The 17,895-nt window shown below is 64.7% G+C and carries 20 protein-coding genes; 11 read left to right on the top strand and 9 right to left on the bottom strand.

The features are described from left to right. Window positions 1-25: 25 nt before the first annotated feature. The 4 genes from P9217_RS05365 to P9217_RS05350 all read right to left on the bottom strand — a co-directional run bounded on the left by P9217_RS05365 (window position 26) and on the right by P9217_RS05350 (window position 2,280). Entirely contained in the window at window positions 26-211 is a 186-nt protein-coding gene (locus tag P9217_RS05365; protein WP_066999017.1) for a hypothetical protein, read from the bottom strand. A gap of 84 nt (window positions 212-295) precedes the next feature. Beyond that, window positions 296-1,153 carry a S49 family peptidase gene (locus tag P9217_RS05360; protein WP_066999014.1) on the bottom strand — a complete coding sequence of 286 codons (858 nt, stop codon included), beginning with the start codon at window positions 1,151-1,153 and terminating at the stop codon, window positions 296-298. A 108-nt stretch (window positions 1,154-1,261) separates the two neighbouring features. Further along, a complete protein-coding gene (locus P9217_RS05355; RefSeq protein ID WP_067327811.1) occupies window positions 1,262-2,056 on the bottom strand; it encodes a methyltransferase in 795 nt (264 codons plus the stop codon). Then, window positions 2,056-2,280, bottom strand: a complete 225-nt coding sequence (locus P9217_RS05350; RefSeq protein ID WP_066999078.1) for a DUF2007 domain-containing protein — start codon at window positions 2,278-2,280, stop codon at window positions 2,056-2,058. The genes P9217_RS05355 and P9217_RS05350 overlap by 1 nt, the downstream gene beginning before the upstream one ends. Window positions 2,281-2,442: 162 nt before the next feature. On the opposite strand from P9217_RS05350, the gene P9217_RS05345 reads away from it, so the two are divergent. From P9217_RS05345 to P9217_RS05325, 5 genes are all read left to right on the top strand, one after another. Continuing rightward, complete coding sequence (locus tag P9217_RS05345) at window positions 2,443-3,456, top strand: polyprenyl synthetase family protein (RefSeq protein WP_278086475.1); 1,014 nt, start codon at window positions 2,443-2,445, stop codon at window positions 3,454-3,456. A gap of 107 nt (window positions 3,457-3,563) precedes the next feature. Further along, window positions 3,564-4,229, top strand: a complete 666-nt coding sequence (locus tag P9217_RS05340; protein WP_278086476.1) for a GntR family transcriptional regulator — start codon at window positions 3,564-3,566, stop codon at window positions 4,227-4,229. A gap of 188 nt (window positions 4,230-4,417) precedes the next feature. After that, on the top strand, window positions 4,418-5,026 hold the full coding sequence (locus P9217_RS05335) for a biotin transporter BioY (protein ID WP_095800917.1): 609 nt from the start codon (window positions 4,418-4,420) through the stop codon (window positions 5,024-5,026). Further along, window positions 5,023-5,439 (top strand): DUF1284 domain-containing protein, encoded by a 417-nt coding sequence (locus P9217_RS05330; RefSeq protein ID WP_095800916.1) that lies wholly within the window; start codon window positions 5,023-5,025, stop codon window positions 5,437-5,439. Before P9217_RS05335 ends, P9217_RS05330 begins: the two co-directional genes overlap by 4 nt. Before the next feature lie 187 nt (window positions 5,440-5,626). Then, on the top strand, window positions 5,627-7,402 hold the full coding sequence (locus P9217_RS05325) for a tetratricopeptide repeat protein (protein WP_095823828.1): 1,776 nt from the start codon (window positions 5,627-5,629) through the stop codon (window positions 7,400-7,402). Window positions 7,403-7,452: 50 nt separating this feature from the next. Here the strand turns inward: P9217_RS05325 and P9217_RS05320 are convergent, their stop codons facing one another. Further along, window positions 7,453-7,914, bottom strand: a complete 462-nt coding sequence (locus P9217_RS05320; RefSeq protein WP_095823827.1) for a GNAT family N-acetyltransferase — start codon at window positions 7,912-7,914, stop codon at window positions 7,453-7,455. A gap of 171 nt (window positions 7,915-8,085) precedes the next feature. Between P9217_RS05320 and P9217_RS05315 the strand changes: the two genes are divergently transcribed. Then, on the top strand, window positions 8,086-9,030 hold the full coding sequence (locus P9217_RS05315) for a glycine--tRNA ligase subunit alpha (RefSeq protein ID WP_082954005.1): 945 nt from the start codon (window positions 8,086-8,088) through the stop codon (window positions 9,028-9,030). Here P9217_RS05315 and P9217_RS05310 read toward each other — a convergent pair. Next, window positions 9,027-9,209 (bottom strand): hypothetical protein, encoded by a 183-nt coding sequence (locus tag P9217_RS05310; protein ID WP_067327818.1) that lies wholly within the window; start codon window positions 9,207-9,209, stop codon window positions 9,027-9,029. The two genes, P9217_RS05315 and P9217_RS05310, sit on opposite strands and share 4 nt — an antisense overlap. Before the next feature lie 253 nt (window positions 9,210-9,462). Here P9217_RS05310 and P9217_RS05305 point away from each other — a divergent pair, with 253 nt between their 5' ends. Together P9217_RS05305 and glyS are read left to right on the top strand one after the other, a co-directional pair. Then, window positions 9,463-9,864 (top strand): DUF559 domain-containing protein, encoded by a 402-nt coding sequence (locus tag P9217_RS05305; RefSeq protein ID WP_127246436.1) that lies wholly within the window; start codon window positions 9,463-9,465, stop codon window positions 9,862-9,864. 69 nt (window positions 9,865-9,933) lie between these two features. Continuing rightward, window positions 9,934-12,366, top strand: a complete 2,433-nt coding sequence (glyS, locus tag P9217_RS05300) for a glycine--tRNA ligase subunit beta (protein WP_278086477.1) — start codon at window positions 9,934-9,936, stop codon at window positions 12,364-12,366. A 57-nt stretch (window positions 12,367-12,423) separates the two neighbouring features. Here the strand turns inward: glyS and P9217_RS05295 are convergent, their stop codons facing one another. After that, window positions 12,424-12,906 (bottom strand): hypothetical protein, encoded by a 483-nt coding sequence (locus P9217_RS05295; protein WP_127246434.1) that lies wholly within the window; start codon window positions 12,904-12,906, stop codon window positions 12,424-12,426. 276 nt (window positions 12,907-13,182) lie between these two features. On the opposite strand from P9217_RS05295, the gene P9217_RS05290 reads away from it, so the two are divergent. From P9217_RS05290 to P9217_RS05280, 3 genes are all read left to right on the top strand, one after another. After that, the gene (locus P9217_RS05290) at window positions 13,183-14,145 is read left to right on the top strand and encodes an L-threonylcarbamoyladenylate synthase (protein WP_278086478.1); all 963 of its coding nucleotides are present in this window, start codon (window positions 13,183-13,185) and stop codon (window positions 14,143-14,145) included. A 79-nt stretch (window positions 14,146-14,224) separates the two neighbouring features. Then, window positions 14,225-15,655 (top strand): FAD-binding oxidoreductase, encoded by a 1,431-nt coding sequence (locus tag P9217_RS05285; RefSeq protein WP_278086479.1) that lies wholly within the window; start codon window positions 14,225-14,227, stop codon window positions 15,653-15,655. A gap of 185 nt (window positions 15,656-15,840) precedes the next feature. Next, complete coding sequence (locus P9217_RS05280) at window positions 15,841-16,407, top strand: DUF6101 family protein (protein ID WP_067327821.1); 567 nt, start codon at window positions 15,841-15,843, stop codon at window positions 16,405-16,407. Between the two features lie 164 nt (window positions 16,408-16,571). Here P9217_RS05280 and ubiA read toward each other — a convergent pair whose 3' ends face one another. After that, window positions 16,572-17,555: a 4-hydroxybenzoate octaprenyltransferase gene (ubiA, locus tag P9217_RS05275; RefSeq protein ID WP_067327822.1), complete on the bottom strand. Its 984-nt coding sequence runs from the start codon at window positions 17,553-17,555 to the stop codon at window positions 16,572-16,574. 51 nt (window positions 17,556-17,606) lie between these two features. Then, window positions 17,607-17,825, bottom strand: a complete 219-nt coding sequence (locus P9217_RS05270) for a hypothetical protein (RefSeq protein WP_067327823.1) — start codon at window positions 17,823-17,825, stop codon at window positions 17,607-17,609. Between the last annotated feature and the right edge of the window lie 70 nt (window positions 17,826-17,895).

Raw genomic sequence — 17,895 nt, 5'->3', positions numbered from 1 at the left:
ATGTCGGCTGCTGGCGAGATGGTGTTCAGTCCTTGGCCAGACGGTACTCGCCGGTCTTCGGATCCTTGACCAGCGTTCCCATCGTGCCGTTGGCCGCCTGCTTCTCGGTGCGCCGGATCTTGGCCGTCACGCGCTCGGCCTCGCGTACGAAAGCGCGATAACCGAAATAGGCGGCGGCGCCGACGACAACGAAGAAAATGATCTGCGGCATCTCACAACTCCTCCCGCGTTTCTCGCGGCAAGGCCGGCCGGATGGGTCGGTCAAGCGGCCATGCTAGACGCAATCATGGCTTTTTCAAAGCCCGAAGCGCGCCCACAGCGCGCGCTCTTCCGCCGCATCGATGACGCCGCTGGCCGCGGCCGCGGCGATGTCCGGCGCCGAAAAACGCGATCCGAACAAGCCGAAACGGCCGAAAAGCCCGCGCGGCGCGGTGATCAGCCTGAGCTGCGTCTTTTCGCCGAAACGGGTCTTGAGCACGCTGCGCATGTCGCCCAGCGCATCGACGAGGCCGAGCTCGAGACCCTTCTTGGCGGTCCAGAACAGTCCGGTGAACAGATCCGGGTCGTCCTTGAGCTTGGTGCCGCGCCGTTCCTTGACGAGATCGATGAAGGTCTCGTGCACTTCGAGCTGTAAGGCTTTCAGCCGCTCGACGTCTTCCCTCTTTTCCGGCTTGAAGGGGTCGAGCACGGCCTTGTTCTGGCCTGCGGTGTGGACGCGACGCTCGATGCCGATCTTCTTCATCAGCTCCGGGAAGCCGAAGGAGGCGGAGACGACGCCGATCGAGCCGACGATCGAGGAAGGGTCGGCGAAGATCTCGTCGCCGGCGATTGCGATCATGTAGCCGCCGGAGGCCGCCACATCCTCGACGAAGACGAGCACTCGTCTATCCTTCTCTGCCGCCAGGTCGCGGATGCGCTTGAAGATCAGCCGCGACTGCACCGGCGAGCCGCCCGGCGAGTTGATCGAAATCGCAACCGCCGGCGCGTCGAAGCCGAACGCTTTCTCGATGAGCCCGGCCGTCGAGGCGAGCGACAGGCTTGGCCGGAACTGGCCGCCGCCGGGCATGATCGTGCCATGCAGCCGGATGACCGGAATGGTGACGACTGTCGAGCGCCAGGATTTCGGCAGCAGGCGGTTGAAGAAGCGTTTCACGAAAGCTTGTCTCCACAAGAGATGCTAGAGCAAGGTCAGACCTCATCCTTGCTCCCGGGCATGTAGGAATTCGCCGCGCAACGGCAATGCCGCATCGCCGGCCTCTGATCAATCGCCGAACAGCGACGCCAGCCCGTTGTTGATCATTTCGGTCCGCTCCGTCGGCTCGTTGCCGGATGCGCCGTGCAAGGTGAGCGGAGGCCGGATCGACAGTTTTCCGCGCGCGCCGAGCACCGCCCTGACGACGATGCGGATCGCCGCCGCGTCTGGGCGCGGGTGCACGCAGAGCATCTCGGCATCGCCGAAGCGGCCTTCCATCGCATCCAGGATGGCGACAAGCTGCTCCGGCCGCGCAATCGCCGCCAGTCCGCCGCGCGGCTTGACGACGGCGGCCGCACTTCTGATCCAGCGCTCGAACAGGCCGTCCTCCGCGACATGCGCTTCTCTGCGCAGCGCGTCCGGCGTTGCGCGGTCTTGTGCCGCGTTGAAGGGCGGGTTCATGACGACGAAGTCGAACGAATTGTCGGCAAGTCCGGCTCCGTGCCGTGCCCGTCCCGCAAGCGTGACGTCGGCCTTAAGCACCGAGGCGCGGTCGCCGAGATGCGCGTTCCCGGGGTGGGCAAGCGTGGCGGCGGCAAAGGCCGCCATCTCCTCGGAACGCTCGACCAGAACCGCGTGTGCCTCAGGGCAGCGCGACAGCACGGCGAGCGTCGCCGCACCGGCGCCCGCGCCGAAATCGGCGAGCCGGCCGGAAAAGCCGGACGGGACGGCAGCAGCCAGCATCATGGCGTCCATGCCGGCACGGTGGCCTTGTCGCGGCTGCACCAGCCAGAAGCGCCCGCGATGGAAGGCGTCGACCGTGTGGGCCGGCGTGTCCGGGGCGAGGGCGGTTGATGCTGCCATTATTGCCGGCGGATCTCGTTCTCGATGCCGGCATCCTTCAGGATGCGCCGCGCGGCATCGGCTTTCTCGGCATCGACCATGACGCGCCTGGGCAGGATGCCAATCGATCCGTCGAGCACGCTCATGTTCTGGTCGGCGACGAAGCAGGCGATGCCGGCGTCGCGCATGAGCGATTCGACGAAGGAGATGAGGACGGCGTCGTTGGTGCGGACAAGCTCGATCATGGAATGAAAATCGCAGGTTGCGGCGCTCATGTAAACGCCGGGGCCGCCCAGCGCCAGCCAAACCGCGCCAATTCGCCTCTTGCCGTGCGCGGTTGTGCCGACCTAGAGTCCCACCGGGACCAGGGTGTTGTCGGGCGCGTCAATGAGACGGGAGTGATCGTGGTGGGTGTCGTTCTGAATATCGAAGGCAAGCGGGGGCCTGCTTCCATCCAGGATCTCATCGACCTGACGGCAGCCGACATGGGACGGGTCAACGAGCTGATCCTGTCGAAGGCCGGCTCCGACGTCGAGATGATCCCGGAGGTCGCCAACCACCTGATCTCGTCCGGCGGCAAGCGGCTGCGGCCGATGCTGACGCTCGCCGCCGCCCAGATGTTCGGCTATGCGGGCGAGGGGCACGTCAAGCTCGCCACCGCAGTCGAATTCATGCACACCGCGACGCTGCTCCACGATGACGTCGTCGACGAGAGCGCGCTTCGCCGCGGCAAGAAGACGGCGCGCATGATCTGGGGCAACCAGGCGAGCGTGCTGGTCGGCGACTTCCTGCTCGGCCAGGCTTTTCGCATGATGGTCGAAGTCGGCTCGCTGGAGGCTCTCGACATCCTGTCGAGCGCCGCCTCCATCATCGCCGAGGGCGAGGTGATGCAGCTTGCGGCTGCCAAGAATCTGGAGACCACCGAGGACGAGCACTTCGCCGTCATCAAGGCCAAGACCGCCGCCCTGTTCTCGGCCGCCGCCGAGGTCGGTCCGGTGATCGCGCTCGCTTCCCGCACCGACCGGGCGGCGCTGCGCTCCTATGGCATGAATCTCGGCCTTGCCTTCCAGCTCATAGACGACGCGCTGGACTATGGCGGCTCCAGCAAGGATCTCGGCAAGAATGTCGGCGACGATTTCCGCGAGGGCAAGGTGACGCTGCCGGTGATCCTCGCCTATCGGCGGGGCACCAAGGCCGAGCGCACCTTCTGGAAGCGCGCCATCGAGGAAAATGTCGCCGACGATGCCGGGCTCGAAAAGGCGATCGGTCTGATGACCCGCCATGGCGCCATCGCCGACACGATTGGCCGCGCCCGTCACTTCGGCGAGATCGCCCGCGACGCGCTCGCGCCGCTGGAGGCGACGCCGCAGAAATCGGCGCTGATCGACGTCATCGATTTCTGCATCAGCCGCGTCAACTGAGCGCCTGTCGGTTCTCCTTGGCATCGCCTGGCGTCCGCCGGGCGGGCGCCTGTGATTCCGCTCTGGCCGTCTCGACAAACGGCAGCTCAGCAAATTATCTATAAAACATGGCCACCACAGAGGACACGATCGCCGTCCGCATCAGCAAGGAACTGGCGGACCGCATCATTTCGGGCGCTATCGAGCCCGGATCGCGGCTGCGCCAGGATCATGTCGCCGAGGAATTCGGCACCAGCCACGTGCCGGTGCGCGAGGCCTTCCGCCGCCTCGAGGCGCAGGGTTTGGCGATCAGCGAGCCGCGCCGCGGCGTGCGTGTGGCCGCTTTCGATCTCGGCGAGGTCAGGGAAGTGGCCGAGATGCGCGCCGCGCTCGAAGTGTTGGCGCTGCGCCACGCCGCGCCGCATCTGACGCCGGCGATCCTCGACCGCGCCGACGAGGCGACCAAGGCGGGCGACAAATCCCGCGATGTCCGCTCCTGGGAGGAGGCCAATCGCACCTTCCACCGCTTGATCTTGACGCCCTGCAACATGCCGCGTCTTCTCTCCACCATCGATGACCTGCATGCCGCAAGCGCGCGTTTCCTGTTCGCCGCCTGGCGCTCCGAATGGGAGACCCGCACCGATCAGGATCACCGCGCGATCCTGAGCGCGCTGAGGCAAGGCAACACGGAATCGGCTGCCGCCACGCTCGGCCGGCATGTGCAATGGATCGGGCAGAAACCGGTCAAGACCGCTTCCGGCAGGACTCGCGACGCCTTCGCCATCGTCGGCTAGCGCGAGAACGCAGACACAGCTGCCTTTCTGCGCTCCGTAGCAGTCAAATGTCGGTGAATGGCTGAGCCTCATTGCTCCTGCGATCTGCCTCCGCAAGGCAGCGCTTGCTATCTCCGCAAAAATGTGGATTCGATAATAGATCGATTGCAGGAATTATCTATAATTTCAACTCAACCAGGGGCCTCACCGTGACAAACATCGCCGTTTCGACCCGCCAGTCTTCCTTCAGCCCGCTCCAACTGCACAGCCGCTCCGTTGCCTGGCAGTTCGGCGCCGTCGTCCTCGGCTCGCTGTTCCTGGCGCTGTCATCCTATATCGAGGTGCCGATGGTGCCGGTTCCGGTGACCATGCAGACCTTCGCGGTGACGCTGGTCGGTGCGCTCTATGGCTGGCGCTTCGGCGCGCTGACCATCGCGGCCTGGCTTGTCGAGGGTGCCGCCGGCTTCCCGGTTCTGGCCGGCGGTGCGGCCGGCGTGCAGCATTTTATGGGCCCGACCGGCGGCTATCTCTTCTCCTTCCCGATCGTCGGTGCGATCGTCGGCTGGCTGGCCGAGCGCGGCTGGAACGGCAATCGGGTGATGCTTGCCTTCGCCGCCATGCTCATCGGCAATCTTCTCTGCCTGGTTCTCGGCACGGCCTGGCTTGCCGCCATGATCGGCGCCGAGAAGGCCATCACCTTCGGCTTCCTGCCCTTCATTGTCGGCGGCCTCCTGAAGTCGGCGCTGGGCGCCGCGACGCTGAAGCTCTTTTCCACCTATCGGGCCGAACCGCGCGACCGCTCGTCAAAGATGCAATGACTGTCAGGCTGCGCGCCCACCATCTGCTCTGCCTGCTGACCTATGTCGGCAAAGGCTACTCGCCCGCCTTCACCGCCAACTACGACAAGGTGGTGAAGCGGCTGGGCGAGGGCGAGGCGGTCCTGATCGTGTCCGGGCCGGACGCCATCTGCGCCCCGATGCTGGACGAGCGCGAGCCGCACTGCCTGGGCGAAGGCGCCGCCGAGCGCGACGCGCTCGCGGCGCGCGACGTCGGCGCTCTCCTCGGCCGGCCCGTCCGGGCCGGCGACCGGCTCGTGTTGGATGCCTCCAGCCTGGCGCCGATGCGCAAGGCGTTTTCCTCCGGCCTGACGCGTCAGGCGTGCTCGGGCTGCGAATGGTCCGACCTGTGCAGCGCGGTTGCCCTCAGCGGATTCCAAGATACGCGTCTTTAGGCGGCGCTGTCTGCGGCTTCCCGCGCCGGACTTTTTGGATGCACGCCGTATTTTTTAAGCCCGATGATTGCATTGTGATTCGCTGCGGATTGAAGCCTGACCCCAAAAAGGCCATGCTTTGTCGGGAAAACATCGACTCTGTGGGCGGTCCGCCAAGGGGGGATCGCGTCTGGCTGAAAGGGATACAATGCGGCAAGGACGTGCGCGCTGGCTGACGAGGCTGGCATTTTTAGCGGGTGTGGCGCTGTCGGTGCCGCCTGCCCATGCCAAGGAAAACTCCCAACCGGTCCAGATCACGTCCTTTTCGGGCGCCTATCTTGCCGCCCATATTGCCGAAAGCGACAACGATCTCGACAATGCCATCGCCTATTACAAGCAGGCCCTGGCCTTTGCCCCCAATGACACCGAACTGCAGCAGAGCCTCATGCTGGCGCTGGTCGCCCAGGGCCGCTTCGAGGAATCGCTGGTCTATGCCGACAAGCTCAAGGAAGTTCCCGATGTCGAGCGCTTCTCGCGTCTGGCGCTTGCCGTCGATTCCTTCCACAAGAAGGACTACGCCAAGGCTCAGTACTGGCTGAAGCTGTCGCTCGAATCCGATCTCGACCGGCTGCTCTCCGGCGTCATGGACGGTTGGGCCAAGGAAGGCGCGGGCGATGCCTCCGAGGCGATGGCTTCGATCGACAAGCTGAAGGGGCCGGACTGGTTCGGCCTGTTCAAGTCCTTCCATCGCGCCCTCATCGCCGACGCCGCCGGCCTTTCCGCCAAGGCCGATGAGATCTACGCCGCCACCCTGGCCGATACCGCCGCCGGCGGCTCCGCGCCCGAGACGTGGATGCGCAATGCCCAGGCCTATGCCTCGTTCCTCGCCCGCAAGGGCGACAAGACAAAGGCGATGGCGGTGCTGAACCAGGCCGAAGCCTTCGCGCCTGGCAAGCTCGAAATCACCACGCTGCGCGACAGGATCAGCAAAGGCGACAAGATCGAGCCCCTGGTCGCTACCCCGGCCGACGGCGCCTCGGAAATCCTGCTCGACCTCGCCACCGCGCTCAATCGTGGCGGCGGCGAGCCTTTCGTGAGGCTCTATCTGCAATATGCGCTGGCGCTGAAGCCGGACAGCGACGCCGCCCTCGTGCAGCTCGCCGCCGTCGCCGAGCAGCTGAAGGACGGCGAAGGCGCGATCGCGCTCTATCGGCGCATTCCGGCCTCCTCGCCATTGAAGGAGCTTTCTGAGCTGCAGCTTGGCCTGAACCTTGCCGATATCGACCGTCACGACGAAGCCATCGCGCATCTCAAGGGCTATGTCGATGCGCACCCGACCGACATGCGCGGCTACCTGGCGCTTGGCGGCGTCTACTCCTCCAAGGAGGACTACCGTTCGGCTGCCAATCTCTACGACAAGGCGGTCGAACAGCTGAAGACGCCGACTGCCGCCAACTGGAACATCTTCTACCAGCGCGGCATCGCCTATGAGCGGTTGAAGGAATGGCCGAAGGCCGAGCCCAATTTCCGCAAGGCGCTGGAGCTGCAGCCCGACCAGCCGCAGGTTCTGAACTATCTCGGCTATTCCTGGGTCGACATGAACACGAACCTCAAGGAAGGCCTGGCGATGATCCAGAAGGCCGTGGATCTCAGGCCAAGCGACGGCTACATCGTCGACTCGCTTGGCTGGGCCTATTACCGCCTCGGCCGCTTCGACGACGCCGTGCGCGAAATGGAACGCGCCGTGTCGCTGAAGCCCGAGGATCCGGTTCTCAACGACCATCTGGGCGACGCCTATTGGCGCGTCGGCCGCAAGCTGGAAGCGACCTTCCAGTGGACCCAGGCACGCGACCTGAAGCCGGACCCGGATGTGCTCGCCACCTTGCAGCAGAAGCTGCTGAAGGGCCTGCCGCCGATCGAGTCCAACACGGCGCAGGAAACGCCGAAGGTGAAACCGGTCCCGCCCGCGGCGCCGAAGGGCTGAGGCGCACATTTCTGCAGTTTGGCGGGGCCCTTGGGAGCCCCGCAACGTTTTCAAAACATCTTGCGGTAGACGACGAACCCCGAGCGCTCGCCGATCCTGTCATAGAGCTGCATGGCGGTGTGGTTGGTCTCATGCGTCAGCCAGTAGACGCGACCCGAGCCCGCGGCTTTGGCGCGCTCGTAAACGCCTTCGATCAGCGCCCGGCCGACGCCGTGGCCGCGCGCGGCTTGTGAGGTGAAGAGATCCTGCAGATAGCAGTTCGGGGCGATCGCCGTGGTCGAGCGGTGGTAGAGATAATGGACGAGGCCGAGAAGCTTGCCGTCGCGCTCGGCCACCAGAGCATGCACCGGCTCGTAAGCGTCGAAAAAGCGCGACCAGGTCATCTGGGTGATCTCGCCGGCAAGCGCGGTCTCGCCCGAGCGGCCGTAGAATTCGTTGTAGCCGTCCCAGAGCGGCAGCCACTGCTCGTAATCCTGCTGGGTGACGGGGCGGACGGTGAGTTGACCGAGCATGGCGGGAACCTTTGTCGTTGCGGCTCGCCGAAGCAAACGGCCCGCGTGAGCGGCCGGCAATGGGCCACCCGCCGGCAAAGCTTCAACCTCTCCTCGATGCGGCGCCCTGCCTTGACGCTTGCCGGCCCGGCAACTAGGGAAAGCCCACTCCCAGCGCATTCCGAGGCCGCCGTGACCGTCGAGATCCCTGCCCACATGCATCCCAGCCGCTCCTTCCAGGGGCTGATCCTGACCTTGCACAACTACTGGGCAGCTTACGGCTGCGTCATCCTGCAGCCCTACGACATGGAAGTCGGCGCCGGCACCTTCCACCCCGCCACCACCTTGCGCGCGCTCGGCCCGTTGCGCTGGAACGCGGCTTACGTGCAGCCGTCGCGTCGGCCGAAGGACGGCCGCTACGGCGAGAACCCCAACCGGCTGCAGCATTACTATCAATATCAGGTGATCCTGAAGCCGAACCCGCCGAACCTGCAGGAACTCTATCTCGGCTCGCTGGAAGCCATCGGCGTCGATCCGCTGCTGCATGACATCCGCTTCGTCGAGGACGATTGGGAGAGCCCGACGCTGGGCGCCTGGGGCCTCGGCTGGGAGTGCTGGTGCGACGGCATGGAAGTGTCGCAGTTCACCTATTTCCAGCAAGTCTGCGGCATCGAATGCGCGCCGGTGGCGGGCGAGCTCACCTATGGGCTCGAGCGTCTCGCCATGTATGTGCAGGGCGTCGATAATGTCTACGACTTGAACTTCAACGGCCGCGAAGGGCCGGAGAAGGTGACCTATGGCGACGTGTTCCTGCAGGCCGAGCAGGAATATTCGCGCCACAATTTCGAATTTGCCAACACGGCGATGCTGCTTCGGCATTTCGAGGACGCCGAAGCCGAGTGCAAGGCGCTGCTTGCCGCCGGCGCGCCGGCGTCGAACGACAATTCGTCGATGCACCGTCTGGTTTTCCCCGCCTATGACCAGTGCATCAAGGCAAGCCACGTCTTCAATCTGCTTGACGCCCGCGGCGTGATTTCCGTGACCGAGCGCCAGAGCTACATTCTGCGCGTGCGCAACCTTGCCAAGGCTTGCGGAGAGGCGTTCCTGCAAACGCGGGCGGGCGGCTTGGCGACTTAGCCCAAAGTCACGCTGGCGATCTCGGCGGCGGCTGCAATCGGCAACGTGATCTGGACTGTCGCGGCATCAATCGTCCGCAGTGCCTGTCGCACGCCCGGCATCGAGAATGTGCCATGCATCTGGGCGGCGAAGCAGGCGCTCAGTGCCAGGATCTGCAGGATTCTCGATGCCGTCTTCATGGTCGTTCAGCCAATAGTTCTCCGTCTGAGCGTTGGTCGCTTCAGCACTGCGTTTGGTTCATGGGGTGTCTGTTCTTATGACGGGTGGGCTCGCGTCGTCCCGACAAAGAACTGAAAATTTCCTGAAATAGCTCGAACTGCCAACCGGCAGGCAGGGTGACAGGCGCGAGCCGAGTTGCTATGCGCCCTCTACCTCCCCCTTGATGGGGGAGGTCGCCGCGAAGCGGCGGGTGGGGGTGACGGGCGCTTCCCTATGCCAAAACTTGATCGGTTCAAGCTGCAGTCCGCACGAAGGCTGCGCGCGGCAATGACCGAGGAGGAACGCAGGCTGTGGCGGCACCTCTGGCGTATTCCGGTCGAAGGAACGCACTTTCGTCGACAAGCGTCGGTTGGCGGTTACTATCCTGACTTTATCTCCCATCGGCTGAAGCTGATCATCGAGGTGGATGGCTTCCAACATGGCTTTGATGGCCAGCAGTGCCATGATGCAGTCCGAACGAGATGGTTTGAGAGCCAGGGCTATCGCGTCGTCCGCTTCTGGAACCACGAGATAAAAAACGAACTGGATTCCGCTCTCGATACAATCTATGCGGCTGTGGAAGAACGAAAATCACACCTTGGTCTGCGCGATGGTGCCGAAGGTGCTGGCGGCTGAAACGCCGCCACCCCACCCCGGCGCTGCGCGCCGACCCTCCCCATCAAGGGGAGGGTAAGGAGCTAACTGATGCCTGACCTCCTCCTAGAACTCCGCTCGGAAGAAATCCCCGCGCGCATGCAGCGCAAGGCGGCCGGCGATCTTCGCAAGATGCTGACCGACGGCTTGATCGAGGCGGGTCTGACCTATGAGGCGGCGCGCGAATACTGGACGCCGCGACGCCTGGCGCTGGACGTGCGCGGGCTGACGGCGCGCTCGAAGGACATTCGCGAGGAGATCAAGGGCCCCTCGACCACCGCGCCCGACCAGGCGGTGCAGGGTTTTCTGCGCAAGGCCGGCCTTTCGTCGATCGCCGAGGCGCATGTCCATTCCGATCCCAAGAAGGGCGACTTCTACGTCGCCCACATCTCGAAGCCGGGCAGGGCGGCGGAAGAGATCATCGCCGAGCTGGTGCCGGGCATCATCAAGAACTTTCCCTGGCCGAAATCGATGCGTTGGGGCGCGGCCTCGGCCAAGCCCGGCTCGCTGCGCTGGGTGCGGCCGCTGCAATCGATCGTCTGCACCTTCGGCCCGGAGACCGAGGAGCCGGTGGTGGTCGATTTCGAGATCGACGGCATCCGCTCCGGCAACGTCACCTACGGCCACCGCTTCCATGCACCGGGCACGATCACCGTGCGCCGCTTCGACGACTATGTGGCGAAGCTCGAAGCGGCCAAGGTCGTGCTTGATGCCGACCGGCGCAAGGAGATCATCCTGGCCGATGCCCGCAATGTCGCCTTCGCCAACGGCCTCGATCTCGTCGAGGACGAGGGCCTGCTGGAAGAGGTCTCCGGCCTGGTCGAGTGGCCGGTCGTGCTGATGGGCGAGTTCGAGCAGGATTTTCTCACCATCCCGGCCGAGGTCATTCGCCTAACCATTCGCGCCAATCAGAAATGCTTCGTGACGTCGCGCCCAACCTCCCCGCTAGAGGGGGAGATGTCGGCGAAGCCGACAGAGGGGGGTGCCGTCCCGCCGTTCTCTCAGCGCGAGGCACTCCCCTCTGCCCTGCCGGGCATCTCCCCCTCAAGGGGGGAGATTGGCCAATCGCCACTCTCCGATCGCTTCATCCTGGTTGCCAATATCGAAGCGAAGGACGGCGGCAAAGAGATCGCCTACGGCAATGGCAAGGTGGTGCGGGCGCGTCTCTCAGACGCCCTCTATTTCTGGAAGACCGACCAGGGCGATCTGCCCGACCTCGGCACGCTGCAAGAGTCGGCGGCGAAGTTCGAGCTGGATCTAAAGAAGCCGCTCGACCAGCGCATGGCGCGCCTTGACCATCTCAATGTGACCTTCCATGCCAAGCTTGGCACACAAGGGCAGCGCGTGGCGCGCATCAAGCGCTTGGCCGAGGAATTGGCGCCGACGGTGGCGAAGTCGATCTCCCCCCTTGAGGGGGAGATGGCCGGCAGGCCAGAGGGGGTTGCTTCGGCTGGTGCGACGCATTCTGGCATTTCGAAGAGGGAAGAGGTTGGCACTCCACGCGAGACGACTCCCTCTGTCGCCTCTGGCGACATCTCCCCCTCGAGGGGGGAGATTACCGCGCTCGTCGCCCGCGCCGCGGTGCTCGCCAAGGCCGACCTGCAGACCGAGGTGGTAGGCGAGTTCCCGGAATTGCAGGGCGCCATGGGCTGCAAATATGCGCTGCTCCAGGGCGAGCATCCGTCGGTGGCCGCGGCCGCCGAGGAGCACTACAAGCCGCAAGGCCCGTCCGACCGGGTGCCGACCGACCCGGTGTCGGTTGCTGTCGCGCTGGCCGACAAGCTCGACACGCTGACAGGCTTCTGGGCGATCGATGAAAAGCCGACAGGCAGCAAGGATCCGTTCGCGCTCAGAAGAGCTGCACTCGGCGTGGTCCGGATCCTGATCGAGAACCGCATTCGCCTCGGACTGACATCGGTCTTCGCCAACGCCTTTGCGAGCTTCGCCAGCGATGCCGCACAAATTTCGGATCTCCTCGGCTTCTTCCATGACCGCCTCAAAGTATATCTCCGCGAAAGCGGTGCACGATACGATCTTATCGACGCCGTCATCACGCCGCAGTCCGACGACCTTCTGCAGATCGTTCGCCGCGTCGAGGCGCTGGGCAAGTTCCTCGACACGGAGGATGGCAAGAACCTGCTTGCCGGTACCAAGCGCGCCGCCAACATCCTGGCTGCCGAGGAGAAGAAGAAAACACGGGTCGCCGAGATTGTTGAGCCGGCGCTGTTCCGCGAGGATGCGGAAAAGAAGCTGTCGGCCGCGGTGAATCAGGCCGAGAAGGAAGCCGGCCAAGCGATTCAAAACGAAGATTTTTCCGCCGCCATGCTGACGCTTAGCGTCTTGCGTGAACCAGTTGATTCATTCTTTGAAGGGGTTCTCGTGAATCATGAGGACCAGGCCGTGCGCGCCAACCGCCTGGCCCTGCTTGCTCGCATCCGCGCCGCCACCGACCAGGTCGCCGATTTTTCAAAAATCGTCGGCTGACAACCAGAATGCCGGTCGGAAGCTGCATGCTCCGTAAGGCGCGGGAGGCCGTCGCGCCTACATCGCCTTGCTGAACCGCGGCGGCGTCGGGGCAGCTTCCGGTTGGGCTTCCGGTTGCGTCTCGCCGCCAGACGCGGTTGCCGTCGTGGCGGGGTTGTTCTCGGAAGCCTTGGTATCGCCGTTGGTGGCAGCCTGAGCCGTGCCGTTGGGGGGCGTGGCCGCAGCCGTACCGTTGGGAGGCGTGGCGGCGGGCGCGGTGCCGTTTGCCGGTGTCGCGGCCTCTTTGGCCGGGGCAGTCGCCGCAGGCGTCGCCGAAGCGCCGCCGACGATGCCGCCGCGAATGATCGTCGGCGCCTGCGCGTGCCTCTGTCCGGATTTCTCCGGGATCGCGGCCACTTTCTCATCGGTGACGGCTGGCACCGGCTCGCCGAGCGCCACAACTGACGGTGTAGCCTTGCCGGGCTCGATCGCGGCCAGCCTGACAATGGATGGCGTCGAGGTCGCCGCGCCGAGCACGACGATGGACGAAGCCTGTGCCAAGCCGCTCGTCGCCAGAAGACCGATAACGACCGCTCCTAGAGCAATTCCAGGAAAGGGACGTAACAGCTTTCCGTTCGCAATTGCATCGAAGCAAGACATACGCATCACGACAACTCTCCGCCCACCAACCGGAAATCCACACCCTAGCGTCGGCGAATTGATGCCGGCTTGCGCGGAAACCTAACATTTTAGGGATTGATAAATCGCCAATGCCCGCCCTTGCCCCTGCTTCCAAGCCGTATTACGGGACCGGCATGTTCAGGATCGGTGGTGAATTTGGCTGAGATACTTGGCGTCGGCGAGGCGATGGAAAGGGCGCTGGCGCTGCTCGAAGGCGGCGATGTTGTCGCCATCCCGACCGAGACCGTTTACGGACTGGCAGGTGACGCCACCAATGGGGCTGCCGTGGCGCGTATCTTCGAGGCCAAGGGGCGCCCGCGCTTCAACCCGCTGATCGCCCACGTCGCCGACCTCGCCATGGCGACCCGCATTGCTGCGTTCGATCCATTGTCAACAAAGCTGGCGGAAGCTTTCTGGCCCGGTCCGCTGACGCTGGTGTTGCCGCAGCGCGCGGAAAACGGCATCCATCCGCTCGTCACAGCCGGGCTTGACACGATCGCGCTGCGCATGCCGAGAGGCTTCGGCGGCGAGCTGATCGCGAGATTAGGCCGGCCGCTCGCGGCGCCCAGCGCCAATTCCTCCGGCAGGATCAGCGCCACGACGGCCGAGGCCGTGTCGGCCGATCTCGGCGGGAAGATCAAGCTGGTGGTCGACGGCGGCGCGACGCCCGTCGGCCTGGAATCGACGATCGTCAAGATCGAGGACGGCAAGCTGCGTCTGCTACGACCCGGCGGCATCGCTGCCCGGGACATTGAAGCGGTCGCCGGAATTGAGGTGATCCGCGGCGCTACCGGAATCCAGGCGCCCGGCATGCTCGCCTCGCATTACGCGCCGCGCGCATCGATGCGGCTCAACGTCGGCAAGCTCACGAGCGGCGAGGCGCTGCTCGCCTTCGGCCGCGCTCGCGCTGAAGGCTGGCAGGATGCCGTGGCGCTGCGCAATCTTTCCGAGGCGGGGGATCTGCGGGAGGCCGCCGCCAATCTGTTCGCCTATATGCAGGCGCTCGACCGCAGCGGCGCGCCCACTATCGCCGTCGAGCCGATCCCGGCCGACGGCTTGGGCGAGGCGATCAACGACCGGCTCGCGCGCGCCGCCGCCCCGCGTGACAAGATCGACTGAGCCTATCTCTTTGTTTTGACGCAATTCCGGACGGAAAACCGCTTCACACTTTTCCTGGAATTGCTCTAGGTTTGGGCGCATGAACGACCAGCCCTTCGACCTCGATCCTGCCCTCATCGACCGCTTCGCTGCCATCGTCGGCGACAGATACGCGCTGCGCGATCAGGCTGACATCGCGCCATACATCACCGAACGGCGCGGCCTCTGGCATGGCCGGACACCGCTGGTGCTGAGGCCAGGCAGCGTCGAGGAAGTGAGCCGCATCATGCGGCTCGCGACCGAGACCGGCACGCCGGTCGTGCCGCAGAGCGGCAACACCGGGCTGGTCGGCGCCCAAGTGCCGGACAAGTCCGGCCGCGACATCGTGCTCTCGCTGTCGCGGCTGAACCGCATCCGCGAAATCGATGTCCTGTCGAACACCATCACCGCCGAGGCCGGCGTCATCCTGCAGACGCTCCAGGAAGCGGCCGACGCTGCCGACCGGCTGTTCCCGCTGTCGCTTGCGGCCCAAGGCTCCTGCCAGATCGGCGGCAATCTCTCTTCCAATGCCGGGGGCACCGGCGTGCTTGCCTATGGCAATGCGCGCGAGCTTTGCCTCGGCGTCGAAGTGGTGCTGCCGACCGGCGAAGTGTTCGACGATCTGCGCAAGCTGAAGAAGGACAACACCGGCTACGATCTGAAAAACCTCTTCGTCGGCGCCGAGGGCACCCTCGGCGTCATCACCGCCGCGGTGCTGAAGCTCTTTCCGAAGCCGAAGGGCAGGGAGGTTGCCTTCGCCGGCCTGTCGTCGCCTCAGGCAGCGCTCTCGCTGTTCAGCTTGGCGATGGATCGCGCCGGTGCTTCGCTCACGGCTTTCGAGCTGATCGCCAAACGGCCTTACGACTTCACGCTTAAGCATGGGCAAGGGATCACCCGACCGCTGGCGGATGACTGGCCGTGGTATGCCCTGATGCAGGTCTCTTCAGGTCGCTCGGAAGAAGATGGCAAGGCGCTGATCGAGGAGATTCTTTCGGCCGGCCTCGAGCAGGGTATCGTCGGCGATGCGGTGGTGTCGGCAAGTCTTGCCCAGGGCGACGCCTTCTGGAATTTCCGCGAGACGCTGCCAGAATGCCAGAAGCCGGAGGGCGCCTCGATCAAGCACGACATCTCGGTGCCGATCGCCTCGATCCCGGAGTTCATCGAAAAGGCGGCAGGCGTGGTCCAGACTGTCTGTCCCGGCGCCCGCGTCGTCTGCTTCGGCCACATGGGCGACGGCAATCTTCACTACAACATCTCTCGCCCGCTGGATTGGCAGGACGACCCGTTCCTTGAGCTCTACCACCCGATGAACAAGGCCGTGCACGATGTCGTGCGTTCCTTCCACGGCTCGATCTCGGCCGAGCACGGCATCGGCCAATTGAAGCGCGACGAGCTGATCGCCACGGCCCCGCCAATGGCGATCGATCTGATGCGCCGGGTGAAGGCGGCCTTCGACCCGGCCGGCATCATGAATCTCGGTAAGGTTATCTAATTCTTCCAACATCTTGTGGCTGGTCGCATTCCGATAACCATCGGCTCCGATCAGCAAAATTTAACTGACTTTCTTAAGCGCGGCGGTAAGAAGCGAGCGCTAATGTTTCCCGCATAACGAGGCCGGAAAAACCGGCCCGGAGAGAACCGGAAAACGGCCCTCAGGAGAAACAGGAAGGCATTCGAATGAACACTGGACTGAAGCCAGTCTGGGCGGGGCGCAACATGCGTCTCGACCCGTTTCGCCTGCCGCAGATGGTAAGCTATGCCACGCGCGACGACTATGGCGATGTAACCTTCACCATCGACCCGCGCGGCGCCGTCATTCGCCGCACGCTGGAGATGAGCGGCGTGCCGGCGATCATCGCGCTGCCCGCCAATGCCTTCCGTGGTGTCGCCGCCCGCGCCATGGAGGATCCGGACGGCAATGTCACCGTGACTTTGGAACTTCTGCACAATGATCCGATGCTGTCGGTGCCGCTTTTGGTCGCCGACGATCTCGACGACGTCGCCGCCGACTGGCGCGCCTGGGCCGACGCTTATCGCCTGCCGATGCTTCTGATCGAGGCCGACGGCGTCGCCCGCACGCTGGAGGAATCGCTGGGCGCCGCAATCAAAGCGCTGCCGCCGCAGGAACGCCGCCAGGGCCGTGTCTCCAACATGCGCCGCCCGCGCTTCCTCGCCCGCCGCAGGACCGGCAATCTCGGCCTGCGTCTCGTCGTCGGCGGTGAGGAGATTATCGCGCGCGAATAGCAGCGACCCTTCCCTTCTCCCCCCTGTGGGAGAAGGTGTCGCCGAAGGCGACGGATGAGGGGTTCTCCAGGAAACGCCGAGCTCTCACTCCGCTGAAACACCCTCAACCGTCTCGGCACTGCGCGCCGATCCACCCTCCCACGACAAGGGGAGAAGGAGAGGCGCTACACCAGCGGCTTCAGCACCACCCAAAACGCCCCGCCGATCAGCCCCAGAAAAATCAGCCAGCCGACCTGGTTGTTCGACTTGAACAGCTTCAGGCACTGATCGGGATCGTTGATGTCGAGCCGGATGATCTGGCGCGCCATATGCGCGCCGGCGGCAATCAGCCCGGCCAGCGCCGGCATCGGCACTTGAGCCGAGGCAAAGGCGATGGCGAAGCAGGCAAGCGTGCCGCCATAGAGCCCGGTGAGCCAGGTCTTCGTGTTGTCGCCGAACAGGCGTGCCGTCGAGCGCACGCCGACGATGGCGTCGTCTTCCTTGTCCTGATGCGCGTAGATCGTGTCGTAGCCGATCACCCACAGGATCGAGCCGATATAGAGCATGATGGCGGGGCCATCGAGATCGCCGAACTCGACCGCCCAGCCCATCAGCGCGCCCCAGGAGAAGGCGAGCCCGAGCACGAATTGCGGCCAATTGGTGATGCGCTTCATGAACGGGTAGATCGCGACAATGGCCAGCGAGGCGATGCCGAGCGGAATGGCGAAGCTGTTGAACTGCAAAAGCACTGCGAGCCCGACCAGCGCCTGGATGATCAGAAACGCCCAGGCCTGGCGGCGCTTCACCTTGCCGGCCGGCAGCGGCCGCGAGCGGGTGCGCTCGACCTGGTTGTCGATGTCTTCGTCGACGATGTCGTTGTAGGTGCAGCCGGCGCCACGCATGGCGACGGCGCCGATGAAAAACAGGAACAGGTACCAGGGCGCGGGCAACAGCGTCAGCAGCGGATCCGTCGGCCGCGGATAGGCGCTGGCCGCAAGAGCCGCCGACCACCAGCAGGGCCACAAGAGCAGCTGCCAGCCGATCGGCCGGTCCCAGCGCGCAAGCTGCGCATAGGGCCACAGCCAGCGCGGCAGCACCCGGTAAACCCAATGGCCGCTCGGCGCGTCCGCGACGCGGCCCTGGGCTGCTTTCGACTGGATGGTTTCCATCGTGCTGGAGTGGCAGCAGCGATGGGCGCCGTCAAGCAGCCGCGTTGTCGCTCAGGCAGTGAAAACATCGTGACTGGCGAACCATGCTTTCGCTGTCTCGATGAAGGCGAGTGCCGCCTTCGATAGGCGCAGGCGCGCGTCGCGGGCGAGAACAATGCGCTGCATGGGAAGCACATCAAGCCCGGCCAGAAGTTGCGCGAGGACTGGTTCCCTGTCGTTTTCCGGAGCTGAGTCGACTTTGGATTGGGCCGGGCGGGATCGGTTTCCCATCGGCAAATTGCCTCATTGCGTCTTGATGTGGGCAATCTTCCCGTGTGCAATCGCCCCCCGAAACGCCAAG

It is taken from the genome of Mesorhizobium sp. WSM4989 (assembly GCF_029625795.1).
GTDB lineage: Bacteria > Pseudomonadota > Alphaproteobacteria > Rhizobiales > Rhizobiaceae > Mesorhizobium.
The sequence above is the reverse complement of the archived record's forward strand: the minus strand, read 5'-3'. Positions and strand labels throughout refer to the sequence as shown.